We start from the raw sequence: 17,480 nt of genomic DNA on the forward strand, positions 1-17,480 counted from the left end.
TCATGGTTGTTGGGGAATGATGGTTTGGTGCGGATCAGTGGTGGGATAGTTCAAGAGTTCTTCCAGCCGTTTTTCCAGTTCCGGGGTTAACACGTGTTCAATGGATTCGGCGTCTTCATGCACGTGGTCAGAGGCCACCTGCAGGTACTGGGTCAGGTACAGTTCCCAGAGGCGGTGCAGGCGTACTACCCGCTGCGCCTCTTTTCTACCGGCATCCGTAAGGGCCCAGCCCGCCGAATCCTTCTTGACCAGGTTCTGCCGGCAGAGGGCTTTAAGGCCACCTTGCATGCGGAGCAACGGCAGTTTGCGGCGCTCCATGATCTGCTGCCTGGAGTAGCTGTGCCCGAATTCCTCTTTGGTTTCCCCTAGCAGGAACAGGGTTTTCAGGATGTTCTCGCGGGTCATCTGGTTACGTAACCGGCGTTGGAGCAGGTACCGTGCCAGCAAGCCTTTCTTAGGCGCCATGATAAACGAGAAAATGGCCAGCAAAGACAGCAGCATCACAATCCAGGGACCGGTAGGCATGGCCGGGGCAGTAAAGGAGACGTAGGCCCCGGCGGCCCCGCAGAAGGCGCTCATGGCAGCGGCAATAAAGATCATCACCCCCAGACGGTCGGTCCAGAAGCGGGCGGCGGCAGCCGGCGTAATCAGCATGGCCGACATCAGCACTACGCCCACCGATTGGATCCCCACTACCACGGCCAAAACAGTAAGCGTGGTGAGGAGCAGTTCCAGCCCCCGCACCGGAAGCCCGATGGTACGGGCATAGGCCATGTCAAAGCTGATCAGTTTGAATTCTTTGTAAAGCAGCAGCACGCTTAAAAGCAACAACACCGCCACGGCCCCAAAGGTGATCAGGTCCTGGCCCACCAGGGCGGCTGCACTGCCGAAGAGGAATTTATCCAGCCCGCTTTGCTTTTCGTTGCCGGAGTGTTGGATAGCGGTGAGCAATAGAATGCCTATCCCAAAGAAAACCGACAGCACCAAGCCAATGGCCGTGTCTTCTTTGATGCGGCTGTGGGCGGTAATGGCATCAATGATGACCAAGGATAACCAACCGGTCAGAAAAGAGCCCAGTAGCAGGACCAGCGGGTTTTTCTCACCAGTCAGCATAAAGGCCAGGCAGACGCCTGGAAGAACCGCATGGGCAACCGCATCGCCTACCAGCGCCCGTTTGCGGAGCACGGTAAAGCAACCTACCACCGCCGAGGAAGCCGCCAGCAGGATAGACCCGATGGTGACAAACCTGACGTTGGCATCTGACATGCTCAGGAATTCCCACAGCGTATTCATTTGCGAACAGGTTTGGTTTCCCGGATAGGGAAGTTCTTCTTATGCAACAACTCGCTCACCTTGCTGAGCTCCGTGAGGCGGCCACCGTAGGTTTTCTCCAGCAAGTCAGGCGTCAAGGTTTCATGGGTAGGACCTGAGGCAACCAGGCGCATGTTCAGCAAGATGGTCCAGTCAAAGTAATCCTGCGCCGATTGCAGGTCATGGTGCACCACCACCACGGTTTTGCCGGTTTCGCGCATCTGCCGCAGCAGTTCTATGATGGCCGTCTCGGTGGCAATGTCTACTCCCGCAAAAGGCTCATCCATGAGGTATAGGTCGGCATCCTGGGCCAGGGCGCGGGAAAGGAAGACCCGTTGCTGCTGCCCCCCGGAGAGCTGGGAGATCTGCCGGTTAGCATAATCCTGCATGCCCACTTTCTCCAGTGCCTCCATGGCTAGTTTTCTTTCCCGGGCACCTGGCCGCTTGAAGAGGCCTAATTGTCCATAGGTTCCCATCATGGCCACATCCAGCGCCGAGGCAGGAAAGTCCCAGTCCACCGACTCCCGTTGGGGCACATAGCTCACCCGGTGGCGCACCTCCTTCAGGGATTTCCCGAACAGCTCCACGTACCCGCTGTTCAAAGGCAGCAAGCCCATGATGGCTTTGATCAAGGTAGATTTACCGGCCCCATTGGGCCCGATGATGCCTACCAGCGCCTGGGAAGGCAAGGTAAGGTCCACATCCCACAGCACCGGCTTCCGCTGATAACTCACCGTTACGTCATGCACCTCCAATACCGGCTCTGTCACGTGTTGTATCATGGACTCGTAATTAATTTACTTTATGTATCTGTTAGTTAGAAAGAGGATAAATGCTTATGAGTAAAGTGATTAACCAATCGTTTTTATTTTGGCTTTAACTCTTTGACCCTGCCTTAAGGATTTAATGTGGCCAACCTGATCTACGAGGAACTTGCTTGCTAACCGTTCGCCCACAAGATCCTTTCAGGATGACAAAGAGGAGAATAAGAAGCTAGGAGTGGGAGAAAACGCTAGCCGGAAGAGCAATTGTTTTAAAATCATTTATTGCAAAACAGGCCCTTAAAAAGAACCCTTCCTGAACTAGCTTCCCAACTTCTCCCACAGCTACTTCTCTTTCAAATTCCTCATCTCCGCCTCATCCCTCATCCTTAAATCTTCAAATCTCCATATCTCCATATCTCCAAATCCCCACATCTCCAAATCCTCCTTACCGTAACGCCTTCACTATTTTGCCTACGTTCACCTGTACCATGCCTGCGTAAGTACCGGCCGGACCTTGGGAATCGCCCAGGGCGTCTGAGTACAGGGTGCCCCCTAACTTCACAGCATGCCCTTTCTGGCGGCAACCTTCCAGCACGGCTTCAATGGCTTTTTGTGACACTGAGCTCTCTACAAACACCGCCTTTACTTTCCGATCCACGATGAAGTTCACCAGCGAAGACACATCCTGCAGACCAAATTCAGACACCGTGGAAATACCCTGCAGGCCCCGCACCTGAATCTGATAGGCGCTTCCGAAATACCCGAACGCATCATGGGCGGTAATAAGAATGCGTTGCTGGGCCGGAATGGAGGCAATCTGTTCTTTGGTCCATTGGTGCAGGCTGTCTAGCTGCGCCCGGTAACGCTGGGTATTCTGCTGGTAATAGGCGCCATTCTGCGGGTCCTGTTGCTGCAGTTTCCGGGAGACATGTTCCACTACCCGGCTCCAGAGGCTTACATCAAACCAGATGTGCGGATCATGGCTGTCTTGGAACTCAGGCGTACGGCGGAGCAGGTTTTCTGGCAACCCTTCGGCGGCCGCCCACACTACTTTCTGACGCGCTAGTTTCTGCAGTACTTCTCCCATTTTACCTTCTAAATGCAGCCCGTTGTAAAGGATCACGTCCGCCTCGCGTAGCGTCTGCAGATCCCCCAGGGCAGCTTTGTAAAGGTGCGGGTCAACGCCGGGGCCCATGAGGGCAGTGACCACTGCACGGTCGCCTACTACGTTGGTCACCGCATCAGCTAAGATGCCGGTGGTGGTGACGATGTAGAGTTTGCCTTGCTGGTGGGCCAGCGCCCCGGGCGTATCCTGGGGATTGCAGGCCGCAGCCAGCAGGAGCAAAAGGAAAAAGGAACAAGTGAACCGACGTTTCAGGGCTAGTTTCATAAAAGCAACGCTAGAACGCACGTCAGGGGTTAATCACAAAAATCTTCTCCAGCACATCTGAAGAGAGAATGACTGATTTGTTTTTATTGATGCTTATCTCCAGGGAGTTATCATAGGGTATTTTATCTACCACTTGCAGTTGCGTACCAATCTGAATACCTACTCTATTGAGGTATTGCAGGAAGGCGGGCTGCGAGTCTTTCACCCGGCACACCACACCTTTCTGCTCTACTTCCAGCGAGGCCAGAGCCCTTTGCTCCATCTCTGGCAGTTCCCCGGCCTCGGTGGGAATAGGGTCACCGTGCGGATCAACGCGCGGGTGGCCCAGGAACTCATCTAGTCGCTGCACCAGCAGTTCAGATTTCACGTGTTCCATCTGTTCGGCTACCTCGTGCACCTCGTCCCAGGTGAAATTCAGCTTCTGCACCAGGAACACCTCCCAGAGGCGGTGTTTCCTGATGATCTTCAGGGCTACCCGCTGGCCTTCCTCCGTAAGCTGCACGCCGTGGTATTTCACGTAGTGCACCAGGTCTTTAGCACTCAGCTTCCGGAGCATGTCACTCACTGAGGCGGGTTTGGTGGCCAGCATGTCAGACAGACCGGTAGTGCTGACCGCGTTAGCTCCGTTGCCAGATAATTTATAAATGGCCTTGATGTAGTTTTCTTCCGCGGTACTATGCATGTTGGCTTACCAGCGAATCAAGGCCGAAGCCCAGGTGAAACCACTTCCAAAGGCAGCCAGGCAGATCAGGTCACCATCCTTCACGCGGCCTTCTTCAAAAGCCTCAGAGAGAGCAATAGGCACCGATGCTGCGGTGGTGTTTCCGTATTTCTGGATGTTGCTGAAGATCTTACCTTCCGGTAGCTTCATTTTTTGTTGGATAAATTGGGTGATGCGCAGGTTAGCCTGGTGGGGCACTACCAAATCAAGGTCCTCTGCGGTAACCCCGTTGTGGGTAAGGGCTTCATTGATCACTTCCGGGAAGCGGGTTACCGCGTGCTTGAACACGGTGCTGCCGTTCATAACTGGCCAGATGTCGCCGCTATCAATGGTCTGGTAAGTGAGGCGCTCAGCATCGTTACTAGATGGTCCCTTGGTCATCAGTTCCTCGGCAAATTCGCCCTGAGCGTGTAAATGGGTGGACAGAATGCCCCGATCTAAGCTGTCTGAGGGAGTCAAAACGGCAGCTCCGGCTCCATCGCCGAAAATCACAGAAACGGACCGGCCTTTGTCTGAGAAGTCAAGCCCTGAAGAGTGGATTTCTGAGCCAACCACCAGCACGTTGTCATACATCCCGGTTTTGATAAACTGATCCGCTAAAGATAAGGCGTAGATAAAACCGGAGCACTGGTTGCGTACATCGTAGCAGGGAATCTCAGAAAGGCCCAGTTCGCGCTGCAGCAATACCCCTGAACCCGGGAAGAAATAGTCGGGGCTCAGGGTGGCAAACACGATCATGTCCAGGTCCTTAGCTTCCAGACCTGCTTTTTCTAAGGCCTTACGGGCTGCATTGGCCGCCATGTTAGCGGTGGTGTCTTTGCCCGGCTCAAAATACCGGCGCTCATTTATACCTGTCCGCTCCACGATCCAGGCATCTGAGGTGTCCATCAGTTTTTCCAGATCAGCGTTCTTTACTACCTTATCCGGCACATAGTGACCAAGACCGGCAATACGGGAGTTTCTTAGTTCTTTTGTCATAGTTGGTCAAATATACGTGTATTGAAATAAAAGTTTAGGTTTGTCTAAATTAAATTTGGGTGTCACCCTTCCTCCGCTAACGCAAGAATAACCTGCTGCACTTTTTCCTCTTCCTGCCGCCAAAAAACCTCCTCCGGAATTCCGGTTTGGTAGAATACCTGGTGGAGCAAGGTCGCTACTTCTTGCCCAGAAAGCTCTTGGTCAAATGAGAGGCAGGTTCCGGCGGTGGTTCTACGTAAAACCTCCGCCCAGAGCGGATTCTCCTCCATGAGTACGACCAACCCATTGCCGATGTATTCAAAGAGTTTGGTAGGAAGGCAGGCAAAGGTGCTGGGGTGGGGACGGTACGGCAAGAGCCCCACGTGGTGGTGCCTTTGCTGGTACAGGATCTCCTGGTGGGGCACCAGAGTATTACCTCCTATAAGGCGCACATAGGGCAGGGGCCGGATGAGGGCCTGTAATTCTTGGAGAAACGTCTGATCTGCGCAGTAGCCAATGATAGTTAGTTCCGCCGAGGGCACCCATTTGTGCAGCCGGCCTGTGAACCGAATGGCTTCCAATACCCCGTACAATTTAGAAATGGTACCAGAGTACAACAGCCGCAGCGGGTTTACGTGCTGCAAAACCACCTCGCGTGTAGACGAAATTGCCGGCTGGTCAGACGGGGGCAGGTATTTATTCTGAAGTACCGTGAACCGGTCCATAATAAAAGGTAATTCCGAAGCATAGGATTGCTCCGCGAGAAAGAAATGGCGTATGGCAGGAGCTACCGCCTTCTCTATGCCTCTGATAATAGATGCCATCGACTTCGCCAGAAGGCCCGGGTATACCTGTTGGGTAGTGAGGTTCAGGTAATAGTTTTCCTGCACGTCATAGACCAATTGGCAGCGGTGGCGTTTAGCATAAAGCCAGCTAACCAGCAGCAACTCATGCGTGCCTACTACCAGTACTGCCGGCTGTACCTTGTGAAGAAGAGCCCAATACGCTTTCTGGGCAGTAAAGCGACCTATGGATAAGCGCTGGAACGAAAAGACCGGATGAAAGATGATTCCAGCCGACTCCGGCGCAGCCGGGAGGGGAGCGGCATACCCAGCCACGTGGATTTCCAGCTGCGGAAGCTTGGCCAGGCTTTTCCCTATTTTCTCATACAAACGGGTGTCAGAAACCGGCTTCAGAAGGGAAGCCAGCAGAATTCGTTTTCGAATCATCGCCACAATTTAATAATTTTGGTTTCTTATTTTCACAAAGACCAAATGAACGACTTACGAGAAATCATAGAAAGCGCCTGGGAAGACCGGTCGTTGCTGAGCCAGAAGATAACGGCGGAAGCCATCAGAAGCGTCATCCAGTTATTGGACCGCGGGGAACTGCGGGTGGCGCAACCCACTGACACTGAGAAATGGCAGGTAAACGAATGGGTGAAGAAAGCCGTGCTCATGTACTTCCCCATCCAGAAAATGGAGACCATTGAGGCCGGGCCTTTCGAGTTCCATGATAAAATTCCTCTGAAAAGCGGCTTTGCCGAACTTGGGGTGCGCGTGGTGCCGCATGCTTTGGCGCGCTATGGCTCCTATATCTCCAGAGGCGTGATCCTGATGCCGTCTTACACCAACATTGGTGCCTACGTAGATGAAGGAACCATGGTAGACACCTGGGCCACCGTGGGCTCCTGCGCCCAGGTGGGCAAGCACGTGCACCTAAGCGGGGGCGTGGGCCTTGGCGGCGTGCTGGAACCGGTGCAGGCGGCACCTGTAATTATTGAAGACGGGGCCTTCATCGGGTCGCGCAGTATTCTGGTGGAGGGCTGCCACATTGGAAAAGAAGCCGTGATAGGTGCCAACGTGTGTATTACGGGTTCTTCTAAAATCATAGACGTGACCGGAGCTGAGCCCAAGGAATACAAAGGCTATGTGCCACCGCGCTCTGTGGTGATTCCTGGTTCCTACACCAAACAGTTCCCAGCGGGAGCTTTCCAGGTGCCTTGCGCCTTGATCATTGGCCAGCGGAAAGAGAGCACCGACCTGAAGACTTCCCTGAATGATGCACTGCGGGAAAATGGCGTAGCTGTTTAAGGCTTTTTTTTTTTAAAAGTCTAATAAAAAAGGAGAGGCCGGTTCTGCACCGGCCTCTCCTTTTTTTATTAGACTTTGTGCCGTTTTAAGAGCTGGAGAGATCTTTTACTCTGCGTTTTGCTCTTATTTTCAGAAAAGGGCCAGAAAACAAGGATTGCGTTCCCTTATACCGCTATCGTTTTTTGAAGGTGTCAGCGACCACCAGGTCTTTGGTGCCGTGGCTGTAGGAGTAGAAGCCTTGGCCGCTTTTCACTCCTTTGTGGCCGGCCTGTACCATGTTCACAAGCAGAGGGCAAGGGGCGTACTTAGGATTCCCGAACCCATCGTGTAGCACCCGCAGAATAGAAAGGCACACATCCAGCCCTATAAAGTCGGCGAGCTGCAGGGGGCCCATGGGGTGGGCCATGCCCAATTTCATGATGGTGTCAATTTCCTCCACACCGGCTACGCCTTCATACAAGGAATAGATGGCCTCATTGATCATAGGCATGAGAATGCGGTTGGCCACAAATCCCGGATAATCATTGGCCTCGGCCGGAATCTTTCCCAGGTTCTTGGAAAGCTCCAGGATCTGGTTTGTGACCTCGTCACTGGTGGAGTAGCCCCTGATCACTTCTACCAACTTCATAACCGGTACCGGGTTCATGAAGTGCATCCCGATCACTTTGTCCGGGCGCTTGGTAACTGAGGCGATCTTGGTGATGGAGATAGAGGAGGTATTGCTGGCCAGAATACAGGAAGGCTTTGTGAACTGCTCTAATTGCCGGAAAAGATCCAACTTGATGTCCACGTTTTCGGTGGCGGCTTCCACCACCAGGTCCGCTTCTTTCACGCCTTCCTCTAAATCAGTGAAGGTGCTGATACGTTGCAGGGTCTCGGTTTTCTGCTCCTCGGTGACCGTTCCTTTGGCTACCATGCGGTCCAGGTTCTTAGAAATGGTGCCCACTGCCTTGGTCAGCGAATCCTGGGAAATATCAATAAGAGCGACAGAGAAGTTATTTTGCGCAAAGACGTGGGCGATTCCGTTGCCCATGGTGCCAGACCCAATGACGGCTATGTTCATAGAATAAGCGTTAGTTAGTAAAGTGAAGTTACAAAGCTATGATATTTCTGCAGGCCGACAAGAAGCGTTCGTTTGGGCCAGGTTGCACTTTTTAAGGAGCAGGAAAATAGCGGCTTACATCTTTTTAAAAGTCTATATAAATCTTTTATAATATTCCTGCGTACAAGCAGAAAAATCAATATTAGGATTTTTATCCAAGTATTGGTGCAAACAAAAACTAAAACCTAACACAACTAAAACTATGGGAAATCTATTGTATATCATCGCGGTAGTGCTGGTAATTATCTGGTTAATCGGGTTCTTAGGCTTCGGTGACCAAGTGGGTGGAATCATCCACGTGCTCTTGGTGATCGCAGTCATTGCCGTACTGCTTCGACTGATCCGCAGGGCGTAAACCTGCCCTGGTGTGAGGCTTTCAATATTTGTATAAACTGAATAAAAACAAGATCATGGGAAACATACTGTATATCATCGCGGTAGTTCTTGTCATCATATGGCTCATCGGGTTCCTCGGATTCGGAGACCAGGTAGGCGGTATCATCCACGTATTATTGGTGATTGCCATTGTAATGGTTTTACTCAGATTAATACGCGGCTAAGCCAGGAGCTTTACCAAAAAGAAAGGCCACCCACTCGGGTGGCCTTTCTTTTTGCCTGGTTTTCTGAATAAAGGGCTGAAACAACTTTATACCAACGTGTTCACGCCGTACATCTGGGCTCTAAGCGCTTTGATTTCTTCGTTTCTGAGGTACTCATCATAGCTCATGCGCTTGTCAATGATACCTTTGGGCGTCAGCTCAATGATACGGTTGGCAATGGTGTCTACGAACTGTAAGTCATGGGAGCTGAACAGGAGGGAGCCCGCAAAATCCTTGAGGCCGTTGTTCAGGGCGGTGATGGATTCCAGGTCCAAGTGGTTTGTAGGCTCGTCCAATACCAGCATGTTGCCGCTCTGCAACATCATACGGGACAGCATACATCTTACTTTCTCGCCTCCAGACAATACGCTGGCTTTCTTCAAAGATTCCTCGCCGGAAAATAACATACGGCCCAAGAAACCTCGGATGAAGCTTTCGTCTTTCTCCACGGAAAACTGGCGCAGCCAATCCACCAGGTTCAGGTCTACCTCAAAGAACTCATTGTTGTCTTTAGGAAAGTAAGCGGTGCTAATGGTGGTGCCCCATTTGAATTCTCCTTTATCTGGGGAAGCCTCGCCCATGATGATCTTGAAGAAGGTAGTGGCGGCCAGGTCATTGCGGCTGATGACGGCGATCTTGTCCTTTTTATCTACCGTGAAGGTGACATCTTTGAACAACAACTCCCCTTCATTGCTTTTGGTCAGGTTGTCTACCTGCAGCAACTGGTTGCCCGCCTCGCGCTCTTGCTTGAATTGGATGTAGGGGTACTTGCGGCTGGAAGGTTTGATATCTTCCAGGGTAAGTTTCTCCAACAATTTAGCCCGAGAGGTGGCCTGCTTTGATTTAGAGGCATTTGCGCTAAAGCGGGCAATAAACGCCTGCAGCTCTTTGCGTTTGTCTTCGGTTTTGCGGTTGGCGTCGGTGCGCTGTTTGGTAGCCAATTGGCTGGATTCATACCAGAAGGAGTAGTTACCGGCGTATAGCTGAATCTTGCCATAGTCAATGTCGGCCACGTGCGTACACACTGCATCCAGGAAGTGGCGGTCGTGGGAAACCACGATCACCGTGTTCTGGAAGTTGTCCAGGAAGTTCTCCAGCCACATGATGGATTCAGCGTCCAGGTGGTTGGTAGGCTCATCCAGCAGCAGAATGTCTGGGTTACCAAACAGGGCCTGTGCCAATAACACGCGGATTTTCTCATTACCGCCCAGGTCTTTCATGAGCGTGTAGTGCAGGTCGGGTTGAATGCCCAGGCCGCTCAGCAATTCACCGGCTTCGTACTCGGCGTTCCAGCCTTCCATGTCCGCAAACTCGGCTTCCAGCTCAGAGGCGCGCATGCCATCCTCTTCAGAGAAATCTTCTTTGGCATAGATGGCATCTTTCTCGTTCATGATGTCATAGAGCCGTTTGTGGCCCATGATCACCGTCTGAAGCACCGGGAACTCATCATACTCGTAATGGTTCTGCTTCAGGATAGCCAGGCGCATTTTGGCCGGAATGTCTACCGTGCCGGTGTTGGGGTCTATCTCGCCGGATAATATCTTCAGAAAAGTCGACTTGCCGGCTCCGTTGGCGCCAATAAGGCCGTAACAGTTGCCGGGAGAGAACTTAATGGTAACGTCTTCAAAAAGGGTGCGTTTGCCGTAGCCAAGACTTACGTTGCTGGTACTGATCATGCTGCTCTATACTAAATAAATAGGATTTCTGGGTGCGAAGTTACCAAAAGAACTGAAAAGGACCTTATAGGAGGTGCAAATCAAGCTTTTTGGAAAACTGTCTTTACCTACAGACAATCAAAGGCTTAATTGAGTTCAGCAAAACTGGGAAGGGGCCGCAGCTATTTGCAGGCTTGGGAAACGGCAAAAAAATAGGGGAAAGCACAACGCCTCTCCACTTAAATAAGTATATAAGATTCCATATCTAGGACAGATAAAGCGGAGCACAGGAAGATGCCTCCATAAAATGAACCTAAACAAACAAAAAAACATCATGGAACAACGTCGAGCAACGGTACAGAAAACCGGTACCTATTTTGGAGTAATGACGGGAATTGCTGCCATTATTTACATTGTCCTGATCAAGCTGTTAGGACTTATAGAAAACGTGTCATTGCATTTTTTAACGGGTATCATCTTAGTGGTAGGCGTATGCCTGGCCATTAAACGCCATAAAATAGCCAATCACGGTAAATTAGGCTATCTGGAAGGGATAGGAGTAGGGTTCTTTGTGGGTTTGGTATCTTCTGTTCTTTTCTCCCTTTTCCAGGTAGTGGTAAATAAAATCTTCGACCTGGCTTTGTCCTACCCCTATATGGTAGATGACACCTCAGGGAACGAGCAGGCCACCTGGCTGGTAGGGGTTATCTGGGTTTTGATGGGCGTGGTGATTGGTGCTTTTGTGGGGTACATCGCCATGCAGTTCTTTAAAAGACCAGACCATAAACTTACCTCTTAAAAGGAAGCCCCAAGCATTTGAAAAGCCTGACCTGAAAGTCAGACTTTTTTTGTCCCTGTTTTGTGGTGGTAACTATAATATTCTTAGATGAGACTCTGGTGTATGAAAGAGTTTAAGAATTTATAAAATGACTTAAACACCATTTTACTATTTGGCTTAGCGGGGCTTTTTTTTACCTGATAGTGGAATAATGGCCGATTAAGACTATAATATTTGTTTTATCATATATATAGATTGATGAGTAATAGAAAGCGAATGAGTCAATTCAATTCCGGTTGTGAGTTAAGTGCAATAACAAAATGTTAAATTTCCTATAACCTGCGTATTTAAGCTTGCGTTAAAGGACATATATAACAACAACGAGAGACTTGATAAAAAAATCTACCTAAAGCGTCAAAAAACACCATGAAAAAATTTATCCTATCTGCCTTATTTGTAGGAGCTGTGTTCACAGCCCAAGCTCAAACAAACCTTACCGGTGCTGCTGCTACGTCGCGGGCTGTTCTGTCTATGAGTGCCCAGGAAATGAGCCGTCAGATGTACAATGAGCTGCAGTTGAATGAAGGGCAGTACATCAAGTTGAAGGCCTTGAACCAAGCCCGGTTTGACAAGTTCAGTGAGATTGAGAAGATGTATGGCAATGATGCCCAAATGCGCGAAGCCAAGATCAAAGAAGTAAACGAGCAACTTGATCAAGAATTCGCCCAGGTTTTGACACCTAAGCAATTTACCGCTTACCTGGAAATGGATGGCCGCGCAACGGCAGCCCCTGCGCCCGCCTCAACCCAAACAGACGGAACCAGCACTGATGTTTCAGGGGGAACCACCACTGGCACTGATGCTGAGATCAAAGTCAAAGACGACAAAGTGAAGATGGAAAGCGGAGATGCCAAGGTAAAGCTGGAAGGCGATAAAATGAAAGCTGAATCTGCTTCCGGCGAAATGAAAGTAAAAGGCAATACTGAGAAACTGAAAACAGAATCAGTAAAATATAAGTCTTCTCCTTCAGAAACCAAGATCATTACTCCGGAAGGTAAATCCAAAGTGGAGCATGACAAAATGAAGATAAAAACAGAGACTACTAAAAAGAAGGTCAAAAACTAAGATTTGACGCTTGCCTAGAAAGCCGTTCTTCCTGTGGGAGAATGGCTTTCTTCTTTTATAGGCCTTTCATGTTACTCTACAAACACATTGGCTTCCCTTACATTCCCTAAGGCATCTAGTCTTATAGCCAGTGCTTCTTTTTTTCCTGGCTGGGTGGCTGGGGTGGGGGAACACTTTGGGCCGGGGGTGATAAAATAGATGTAAATTTTCTGGCTGCGCTCCATCAGTTCTTCTGTGTCTGGCTTGCCAAAGAGCTTGCGTACATCTCCTTCCTTCAGGCCCACCAGCTGTAACCGGATGTCTGCCACCTGGCTTCTAAGGGAAAGCCTCTGGCCCTTGCACCCGTTCAGGTCCGCCTTCCAGGTGTCAGAATCAAAATTCAGGTGGTCTGTTTTGGAGGAACAGGAAAAAAAGAGGAGGCAAAAAATGAAACAAAGGCAAAATTTAATCTTTTTTTGTTTGCCAAAAGTATATACCTTCATCATGTAAATGCCTTGTAACTAGATACTAATAACCTTAAAACCCTTCTGTCAGCTCAAACAAATATAGTTTTCTAACAATGAATTTTGGCTGCTTGGAACAAAAGTAGGAAGTATTTGGGTTATAAAACCGACACTCGTAAAGAATCCGTATATGAAACGATTGATTTCTTCCTTTTCCTGTATAGCAGTTTTGTCTTTTGTTTTTCCTGCACAAAGCGCTACCTCAACTCCAAACTTTTCATTTGACACTGCCTTGGCTTCTTCTGACAAGGAGATGGTAATGGTCAATAAATCTTTTGAGGATTTCCTGGAAGATCTTTACGATGAGGCTGACCTTAGAAAAGCAGGCTTAAGCTATGAGGTGTTCAGCAAAGCAGCCACTGGTTTCTATAACCTGAAAGAGCAGAAGAAATTAAAAAGCCCCAGAAATCTGCTCACCGTGGTGGATTTTGGCAAGCCCAGCAAAGAGAAGCGTCTTTGGATCATTGACTTAGATAAGAAGAAAGTGTTATACCACAGCTTGGTGGCCCATGGCATGGGTTCTGGCAACGAGAAAGCAGTGAAATTCTCCAACATTGTCAATTCCCACATGAGCAGCCTGGGCTTTTATGTGACAGAGAACACCTACCATGGCAAACATGGTCTGTCTTTGAAACTGAATGGCCTGGACAAGGGCTTTAATACCAAAGCCAAAGAACGTGCCGTGGTTATTCATGGAGCAGATTACGTTAGTGAGGCTTTCATCAAACAACATGGCCGGTTAGGCCGCAGCCACGGTTGCCCTGCCTTACCTAAAGAAATCACCTCAGAGGTGGTTCAGTTAATCAAAGGAGGAACCCTGTTATACATAGACGCTCCCTCTGCCAACTACACCTCAGCCTATTTAGATACTGATTCCGCCATCAAACGCTTTGAGTCTGAGATCCTGGCCAAGCAAGCGAAATTGTTGAGTAAATAACCTTTTAGGAACAAGCATAAAACAGAAGAAGCCGGTCAGGATTGACCGGCTTCTTCTGTTTTATCAGCATGAGAACCTACACGGGTGATCAAGCGGTATCTTTGGTGCCTTTGATGAGGCTGATTCCTGTGAAGAAAAAGATCAATCCTACAATGAAGGGTACCACTGATGAGAATTGGTTCATAGACACGCCGCCTACTGAATCACCACCGGCTAAAAAGGCATAAGCCCCCCAAATGACGCCAACAATCCCTAGGATTGTGAGAATAGCGCCGAACGTTCTTTTTAGGTTCATTTTTATATCAATAAGTGATTTATATCCGCCAATTGACGTTATAGAGCTTCTTACGTATGTACAATCAAAAATGATATAGTATTTGCCCTATATCAGAAAGAAATTCTGCCACAGCTCCTCCGTAGTGCACGTAACCAAGTCCTTTGATAGCCGTTCTTCTACTCAAGCACTTACCTGACCTTGCCAGGAAGGGAAGTTGGAAACTTTTAACCGGACTGAGAAAACTACAAAAATGAGAGGTTCTTTGCGCTTAGTGATCGGTTTGCTCATTGCTGCCTTCTCTTTGGTGACATACTGGTGCAACCAGGAGTATAATCCGGTGACGGGTGAAACGCAGCACGTGAATATGAGCGCTGACCAGGAGATAGCCCTAGGGTTGCAGGCGGCGCCTGGAATGGCCCAGCAATACGGTGGCCTGCACTCAGACCAGGAAGCGGCAGCCAGGGTCAAAGAAATAGGGCAACGCATTGTGCAAAGCACCAAAGCCCGGGAAACCCCTTACCAGTTTGACTTCCATTTATTGGCAGATGAAAGCACCATCAACGCCTTTGCCTTGCCCGGCGGACAGATCTTCCTTACCGCTGGTCTATTAGCCCGTCTGAAAACGGAAGGTCAGGTGGCGGGAGTATTAGGCCATGAGATCGGGCATGTGGTGGCGCGCCACTCAGCGGAACAGATCGCCAAAAGCCAGTTAACCCAAGGCATTTCCGGGGCTGCGGCCGTTGCAACCTATGACCCTCAGAACCCCTCCAGTGCCAGCGCGGCCGCGGCGGCCGCCATGATTGGGAAATTGATGAACCTCAAATACGGACGTGATGATGAATTGGAATCAGACGAGTTGTCGGTTTTGTTTGTGTCCCAGGCTGGGTATGACCCCAGAGCCATGATAGGGGTGATGGAGGTGTTGTCTGAAGGCCGGTCGGGGGCGGGTGGTCCAGAGTTTTTCCAGACCCACCCTAACCCAGAAAACCGGGTGGGCCGCATTGAACAAGCCATTGCCTCCGCTTTTCCCAACGGGGTTCCCTCTGGGCTGATTCCGTAAGTAAGCCAAAAAAGCACCGGTTTCTGTAAAACAGGCTAAAAACAGGAACTGGTTATAAATTAGATACGCCTTCTAAATCTGCTGTGTTGGTATGACAAAGATCCTTTTCGTGATAAACCCCATTTCCGGCGACATTGACAAAGATGAACTGACCGAAGACATCATCGCCTTCTGCCGGCAGAATGACCTCCAGGCGGACTACTACAAAACCACTGGGGAAGAGGATGACCGAAAACTGAAGGAGAAGATCGCTGCCATTTCCCCAGACATTGCCTGCGCGGTGGGCGGTGACGGAACGGTGAGCTTGGTAGCCAAGGCCATCAATAAAACAGGGGTGGCCCTGGCCATCATTCCGCAGGGTTCTGGCAACGGTTTGTCAAAAGACCTGGGAATCCCCCAAAACTTTGATGAGGCCCTCCATTTGCTCGCGGAGCATCATATCATGGCCATTGACACTTTGGATGTGAACGGCCAATTATCCATCCACTTATGTGATGTGGGGTTCAATGCGCTGGTGGTAGAGCGTTTCTGTTCGGGTGATACCCGGGGGCCCGGGGCTTACGCCTGGATTGCCATGCAGGAATTCATGGCTTATGAGCCAAAAAAATACACGATCATCGCCGAAGGCAAAACCATCTTTGATGCGGAAGCCTTCATGATTACCGTGACCAATGCCAAAGCCTTCGGCAGCAACGCCGCTATCAACCCAACCGGGGTCATCAATGACGGAAGCTTTGAGATTTGTGTTTTAGAGCCGTTTCCTAAATCCTCCAGCCTGGGCATCCTGTACCGGTTGTACACAGATAGCATTGACAGCTCGGTCTATACCCACCGGTTCAGCTGTAGTTCGGCTACAATCATCAACCATTCAAACGAAGTCTGCCAGATAGACGGGGAGCCGGAGCACTTTGACCAGGAACTAAAGTTCACGGTGCAACCGAAGAGCTTGAAGGTGGTGCTGCCGCACCCTGCCGAGTAGGAACCGGTGCTCCCTGGTAGATGCTTTTCTGGAAGACCACCTGCGGATCTTCTCCCGGCGCCGTAGCTGGTTCTACCACCCTAAGCCATACTGAACCGTCCTGGTACTGGTCCAGCACCATGAATCCTTTGTTTTCGTGGGTAAAAGAGGCTTTTCCGCCCTTGGCTACAAAGTTTGTCTTGCTTCCTGAGCCGCTTACCGCATAATGGTTGCCTTTTACCTCAAAGTACTGCAGGTTGTGGTCATGCCCGCCCACGTAGAAGATAGACTGGTGCTGGTGCAGGATGCGTAGCAACCTACGGCGGAATTTCCTGAACGGCGGAAAAGACATGTCTTCATGGGCCCCCACGTATTTGCGGTAAATTCTGAAAATAGAGCCCATAATAGGCAGGGGGACCAAGGCTCGCTTGTTGATGAAAGTGAGCGGGAAGAGGTGTTGTTTGACCGTGAACTTGCCCCCGTGCAGGGCATTGCTGTACACCGGGTGGTGGGCGGCCAACACAATGAACCGGTGCCGGTTCTCCTCTAAAAGAGCCTGTAGGGCAGCGTAAAATTCCCGGGAGGTGGCATATGGCTCCTCCGGTGACCGTTCCAGAGGTTTATGTCCGGTTTGCACCCACCACTGCGTATTGATGACAATGATCAGGAGCTGTCCGTTGATTTCCCAGGTTACCGGACCCAGGCAGCCCCCGCGGGGAAGATATGCGCTTTCATCCTGAAGTTTTTCATTGATGAACTTCTCTTGCCGCAACACAAAGTCATAGCCATCTTTGCGGCCTTTGTTCCAGTCATGGTTGCCACTCAGGTAGATGACTTTTCCGGTATACCCTTTGAAGAGCGCCAGTTGGTTTTCCAGCCTCTGTACTGCCTGGGGGTGCCTGAAACTGCCCACCGGCGGTAGCCCGGTGGGATAGACGTTGTCGCCTAAGAAGAGGATGGTGCTATTCTGCCCGGCTTCCTGCACCCAATGGTGCACCGCCTGCAGCAATACGTCATCTTCTAAGGAACCGTTGTTGCCCACATCGCCTACCAGGGCAATGGAGTGGGTTCTTTTTTCCGCCGGTGGGGGCGAGGTAGTACGCCAGCCAATCTCTGCCAGGGAGTAGAAAGGTTTTTTCCTGAATTTCCTTTCCCGCCTATATGCCAGGATAAACCACGTATTGACAGCCAGGAAAACAATGAGGGCAATAATATAGAGCATGTGCGTGTGCGGGCGGTTAAAGCTCTCT

At 50.3% G+C, this 17,480-nt stretch carries 20 protein-coding genes; 8 read left to right on the forward strand and 12 right to left on the reverse strand.

Annotated features, from left to right (window positions below; all coding sequences use genetic code 11):
• The 6 genes from FOE74_RS17575 to FOE74_RS17600 all read right to left on the reverse strand — a co-directional run bounded on the left by FOE74_RS17575 (position 1) and on the right by FOE74_RS17600 (position 6,372).
• Complete coding sequence (locus FOE74_RS17575; RefSeq protein ID WP_149099937.1) at positions 1-1,293, reverse strand: metal ABC transporter permease; 1,293 nt, start codon at positions 1,291-1,293, stop codon at positions 1-3.
• Positions 1,290-2,093: a metal ABC transporter ATP-binding protein gene (locus FOE74_RS17580; RefSeq protein ID WP_149099938.1), complete on the reverse strand. Its 804-nt coding sequence runs from the start codon at positions 2,091-2,093 to the stop codon at positions 1,290-1,292. Before FOE74_RS17580 ends, FOE74_RS17575 begins: the two co-directional genes overlap by 4 nt.
• 427 nt (positions 2,094-2,520) lie before the next feature.
• Positions 2,521-3,465 carry a metal ABC transporter solute-binding protein, Zn/Mn family gene (locus FOE74_RS17585; protein WP_149099939.1) on the reverse strand — a complete coding sequence of 315 codons (945 nt, stop codon included), beginning with the start codon at positions 3,463-3,465 and terminating at the stop codon, positions 2,521-2,523.
• A 22-nt stretch (positions 3,466-3,487) separates the two neighbouring features.
• On the reverse strand, positions 3,488-4,147 hold the full coding sequence (locus FOE74_RS17590) for a metal-dependent transcriptional regulator (RefSeq protein WP_149099940.1): 660 nt from the start codon (positions 4,145-4,147) through the stop codon (positions 3,488-3,490).
• Positions 4,148-4,153: 6 nt separating this feature from the next.
• A complete protein-coding gene (locus FOE74_RS17595; protein WP_149099941.1) occupies positions 4,154-5,164 on the reverse strand; it encodes a 3-oxoacyl-ACP synthase III family protein in 1,011 nt (336 codons plus the stop codon).
• A gap of 62 nt (positions 5,165-5,226) precedes the next feature.
• Complete coding sequence (locus tag FOE74_RS17600) at positions 5,227-6,372, reverse strand: glycosyltransferase family protein (RefSeq protein ID WP_149099942.1); 1,146 nt, start codon at positions 6,370-6,372, stop codon at positions 5,227-5,229.
• 45 nt (positions 6,373-6,417) lie between these two features.
• Here FOE74_RS17600 and FOE74_RS17605 point away from each other — a divergent pair, with 45 nt between their 5' ends.
• Positions 6,418-7,236 carry a 2,3,4,5-tetrahydropyridine-2,6-dicarboxylate N-succinyltransferase gene (locus FOE74_RS17605; RefSeq protein WP_149099943.1) on the forward strand — a complete coding sequence of 273 codons (819 nt, stop codon included), beginning with the start codon at positions 6,418-6,420 and terminating at the stop codon, positions 7,234-7,236.
• A 172-nt stretch (positions 7,237-7,408) separates the two neighbouring features.
• On the opposite strand, the gene FOE74_RS17610 is transcribed toward FOE74_RS17605, so the two are convergent.
• On the reverse strand, positions 7,409-8,299 hold the full coding sequence (locus FOE74_RS17610; RefSeq protein ID WP_149099944.1) for a 3-hydroxyacyl-CoA dehydrogenase family protein: 891 nt from the start codon (positions 8,297-8,299) through the stop codon (positions 7,409-7,411).
• A 241-nt stretch (positions 8,300-8,540) separates the two neighbouring features.
• Here FOE74_RS17610 and FOE74_RS17615 point away from each other — a divergent pair, with 241 nt between their 5' ends.
• Together FOE74_RS17615 and FOE74_RS17620 are read left to right on the forward strand one after the other, a co-directional pair.
• A complete protein-coding gene (locus FOE74_RS17615; protein ID WP_123127185.1) occupies positions 8,541-8,693 on the forward strand; it encodes a lmo0937 family membrane protein in 153 nt (50 codons plus the stop codon).
• Between the two features lie 55 nt (positions 8,694-8,748).
• Positions 8,749-8,898, forward strand: coding sequence for a lmo0937 family membrane protein (locus FOE74_RS17620; protein WP_149099945.1), 150 nt, complete (start codon positions 8,749-8,751; stop codon positions 8,896-8,898).
• An 86-nt stretch (positions 8,899-8,984) separates the two neighbouring features.
• Here FOE74_RS17620 and FOE74_RS17625 read toward each other — a convergent pair whose 3' ends face one another.
• Positions 8,985-10,613, reverse strand: a complete 1,629-nt coding sequence (locus FOE74_RS17625; RefSeq protein WP_149099946.1) for an ABC-F family ATP-binding cassette domain-containing protein — start codon at positions 10,611-10,613, stop codon at positions 8,985-8,987.
• 313 nt (positions 10,614-10,926) lie between these two features.
• Here FOE74_RS17625 and FOE74_RS17630 point away from each other — a divergent pair, with 313 nt between their 5' ends.
• On the forward strand, positions 10,927-11,391 hold the full coding sequence (locus tag FOE74_RS17630; RefSeq protein ID WP_188686870.1) for a DUF4199 domain-containing protein: 465 nt from the start codon (positions 10,927-10,929) through the stop codon (positions 11,389-11,391).
• A gap of 405 nt (positions 11,392-11,796) precedes the next feature.
• The gene (locus FOE74_RS17635; RefSeq protein ID WP_149099948.1) at positions 11,797-12,495 is read left to right on the forward strand and encodes a hypothetical protein; all 699 of its coding nucleotides are present in this window, start codon (positions 11,797-11,799) and stop codon (positions 12,493-12,495) included.
• A gap of 71 nt (positions 12,496-12,566) precedes the next feature.
• Here the strand turns inward: FOE74_RS17635 and FOE74_RS17640 are convergent, their stop codons facing one another.
• Positions 12,567-12,803: a hypothetical protein gene (locus FOE74_RS17640; RefSeq protein WP_149099949.1), complete on the reverse strand. Its 237-nt coding sequence runs from the start codon at positions 12,801-12,803 to the stop codon at positions 12,567-12,569.
• A gap of 222 nt (positions 12,804-13,025) precedes the next feature.
• Complete coding sequence (locus FOE74_RS21320; protein WP_192576634.1) at positions 13,026-13,265, reverse strand: hypothetical protein; 240 nt, start codon at positions 13,263-13,265, stop codon at positions 13,026-13,028.
• Between FOE74_RS21320 and FOE74_RS17645 the strand changes: the two genes are divergently transcribed.
• Positions 13,258-13,935 (forward strand): murein L,D-transpeptidase catalytic domain family protein, encoded by a 678-nt coding sequence (locus FOE74_RS17645; RefSeq protein WP_192576635.1) that lies wholly within the window; start codon positions 13,258-13,260, stop codon positions 13,933-13,935. The genes FOE74_RS21320 and FOE74_RS17645 overlap by 8 nt on opposite strands.
• A gap of 88 nt (positions 13,936-14,023) precedes the next feature.
• Here FOE74_RS17645 and FOE74_RS17650 read toward each other — a convergent pair whose 3' ends face one another.
• A complete protein-coding gene (locus FOE74_RS17650) occupies positions 14,024-14,230 on the reverse strand; it encodes a hypothetical protein (RefSeq protein ID WP_149099951.1) in 207 nt (68 codons plus the stop codon).
• 232 nt (positions 14,231-14,462) lie between these two features.
• Between FOE74_RS17650 and FOE74_RS17655 the strand changes: the two genes are divergently transcribed.
• Both FOE74_RS17655 and FOE74_RS17660 read left to right on the forward strand, forming a co-directional pair.
• Entirely contained in the window at positions 14,463-15,272 is an 810-nt protein-coding gene (locus FOE74_RS17655; protein WP_149099952.1) for a M48 family metalloprotease, read from the forward strand.
• Between the two features lie 91 nt (positions 15,273-15,363).
• Entirely contained in the window at positions 15,364-16,251 is an 888-nt protein-coding gene (locus tag FOE74_RS17660; RefSeq protein ID WP_149099953.1) for a diacylglycerol/lipid kinase family protein, read from the forward strand.
• Here FOE74_RS17660 and FOE74_RS17665 read toward each other — a convergent pair.
• Entirely contained in the window at positions 16,199-17,452 is a 1,254-nt protein-coding gene (locus FOE74_RS17665; RefSeq protein ID WP_149099954.1) for a metallophosphoesterase, read from the reverse strand. The two genes, FOE74_RS17660 and FOE74_RS17665, sit on opposite strands and share 53 nt — an antisense overlap.
• Positions 17,453-17,480 lie beyond the last annotated feature (28 nt).

Origin of the sequence: Rufibacter glacialis (assembly GCF_008271745.1) — a bacterium.
In the GTDB taxonomy this organism is placed as follows: domain Bacteria; phylum Bacteroidota; class Bacteroidia; order Cytophagales; family Hymenobacteraceae; genus Nibribacter; species Nibribacter glacialis.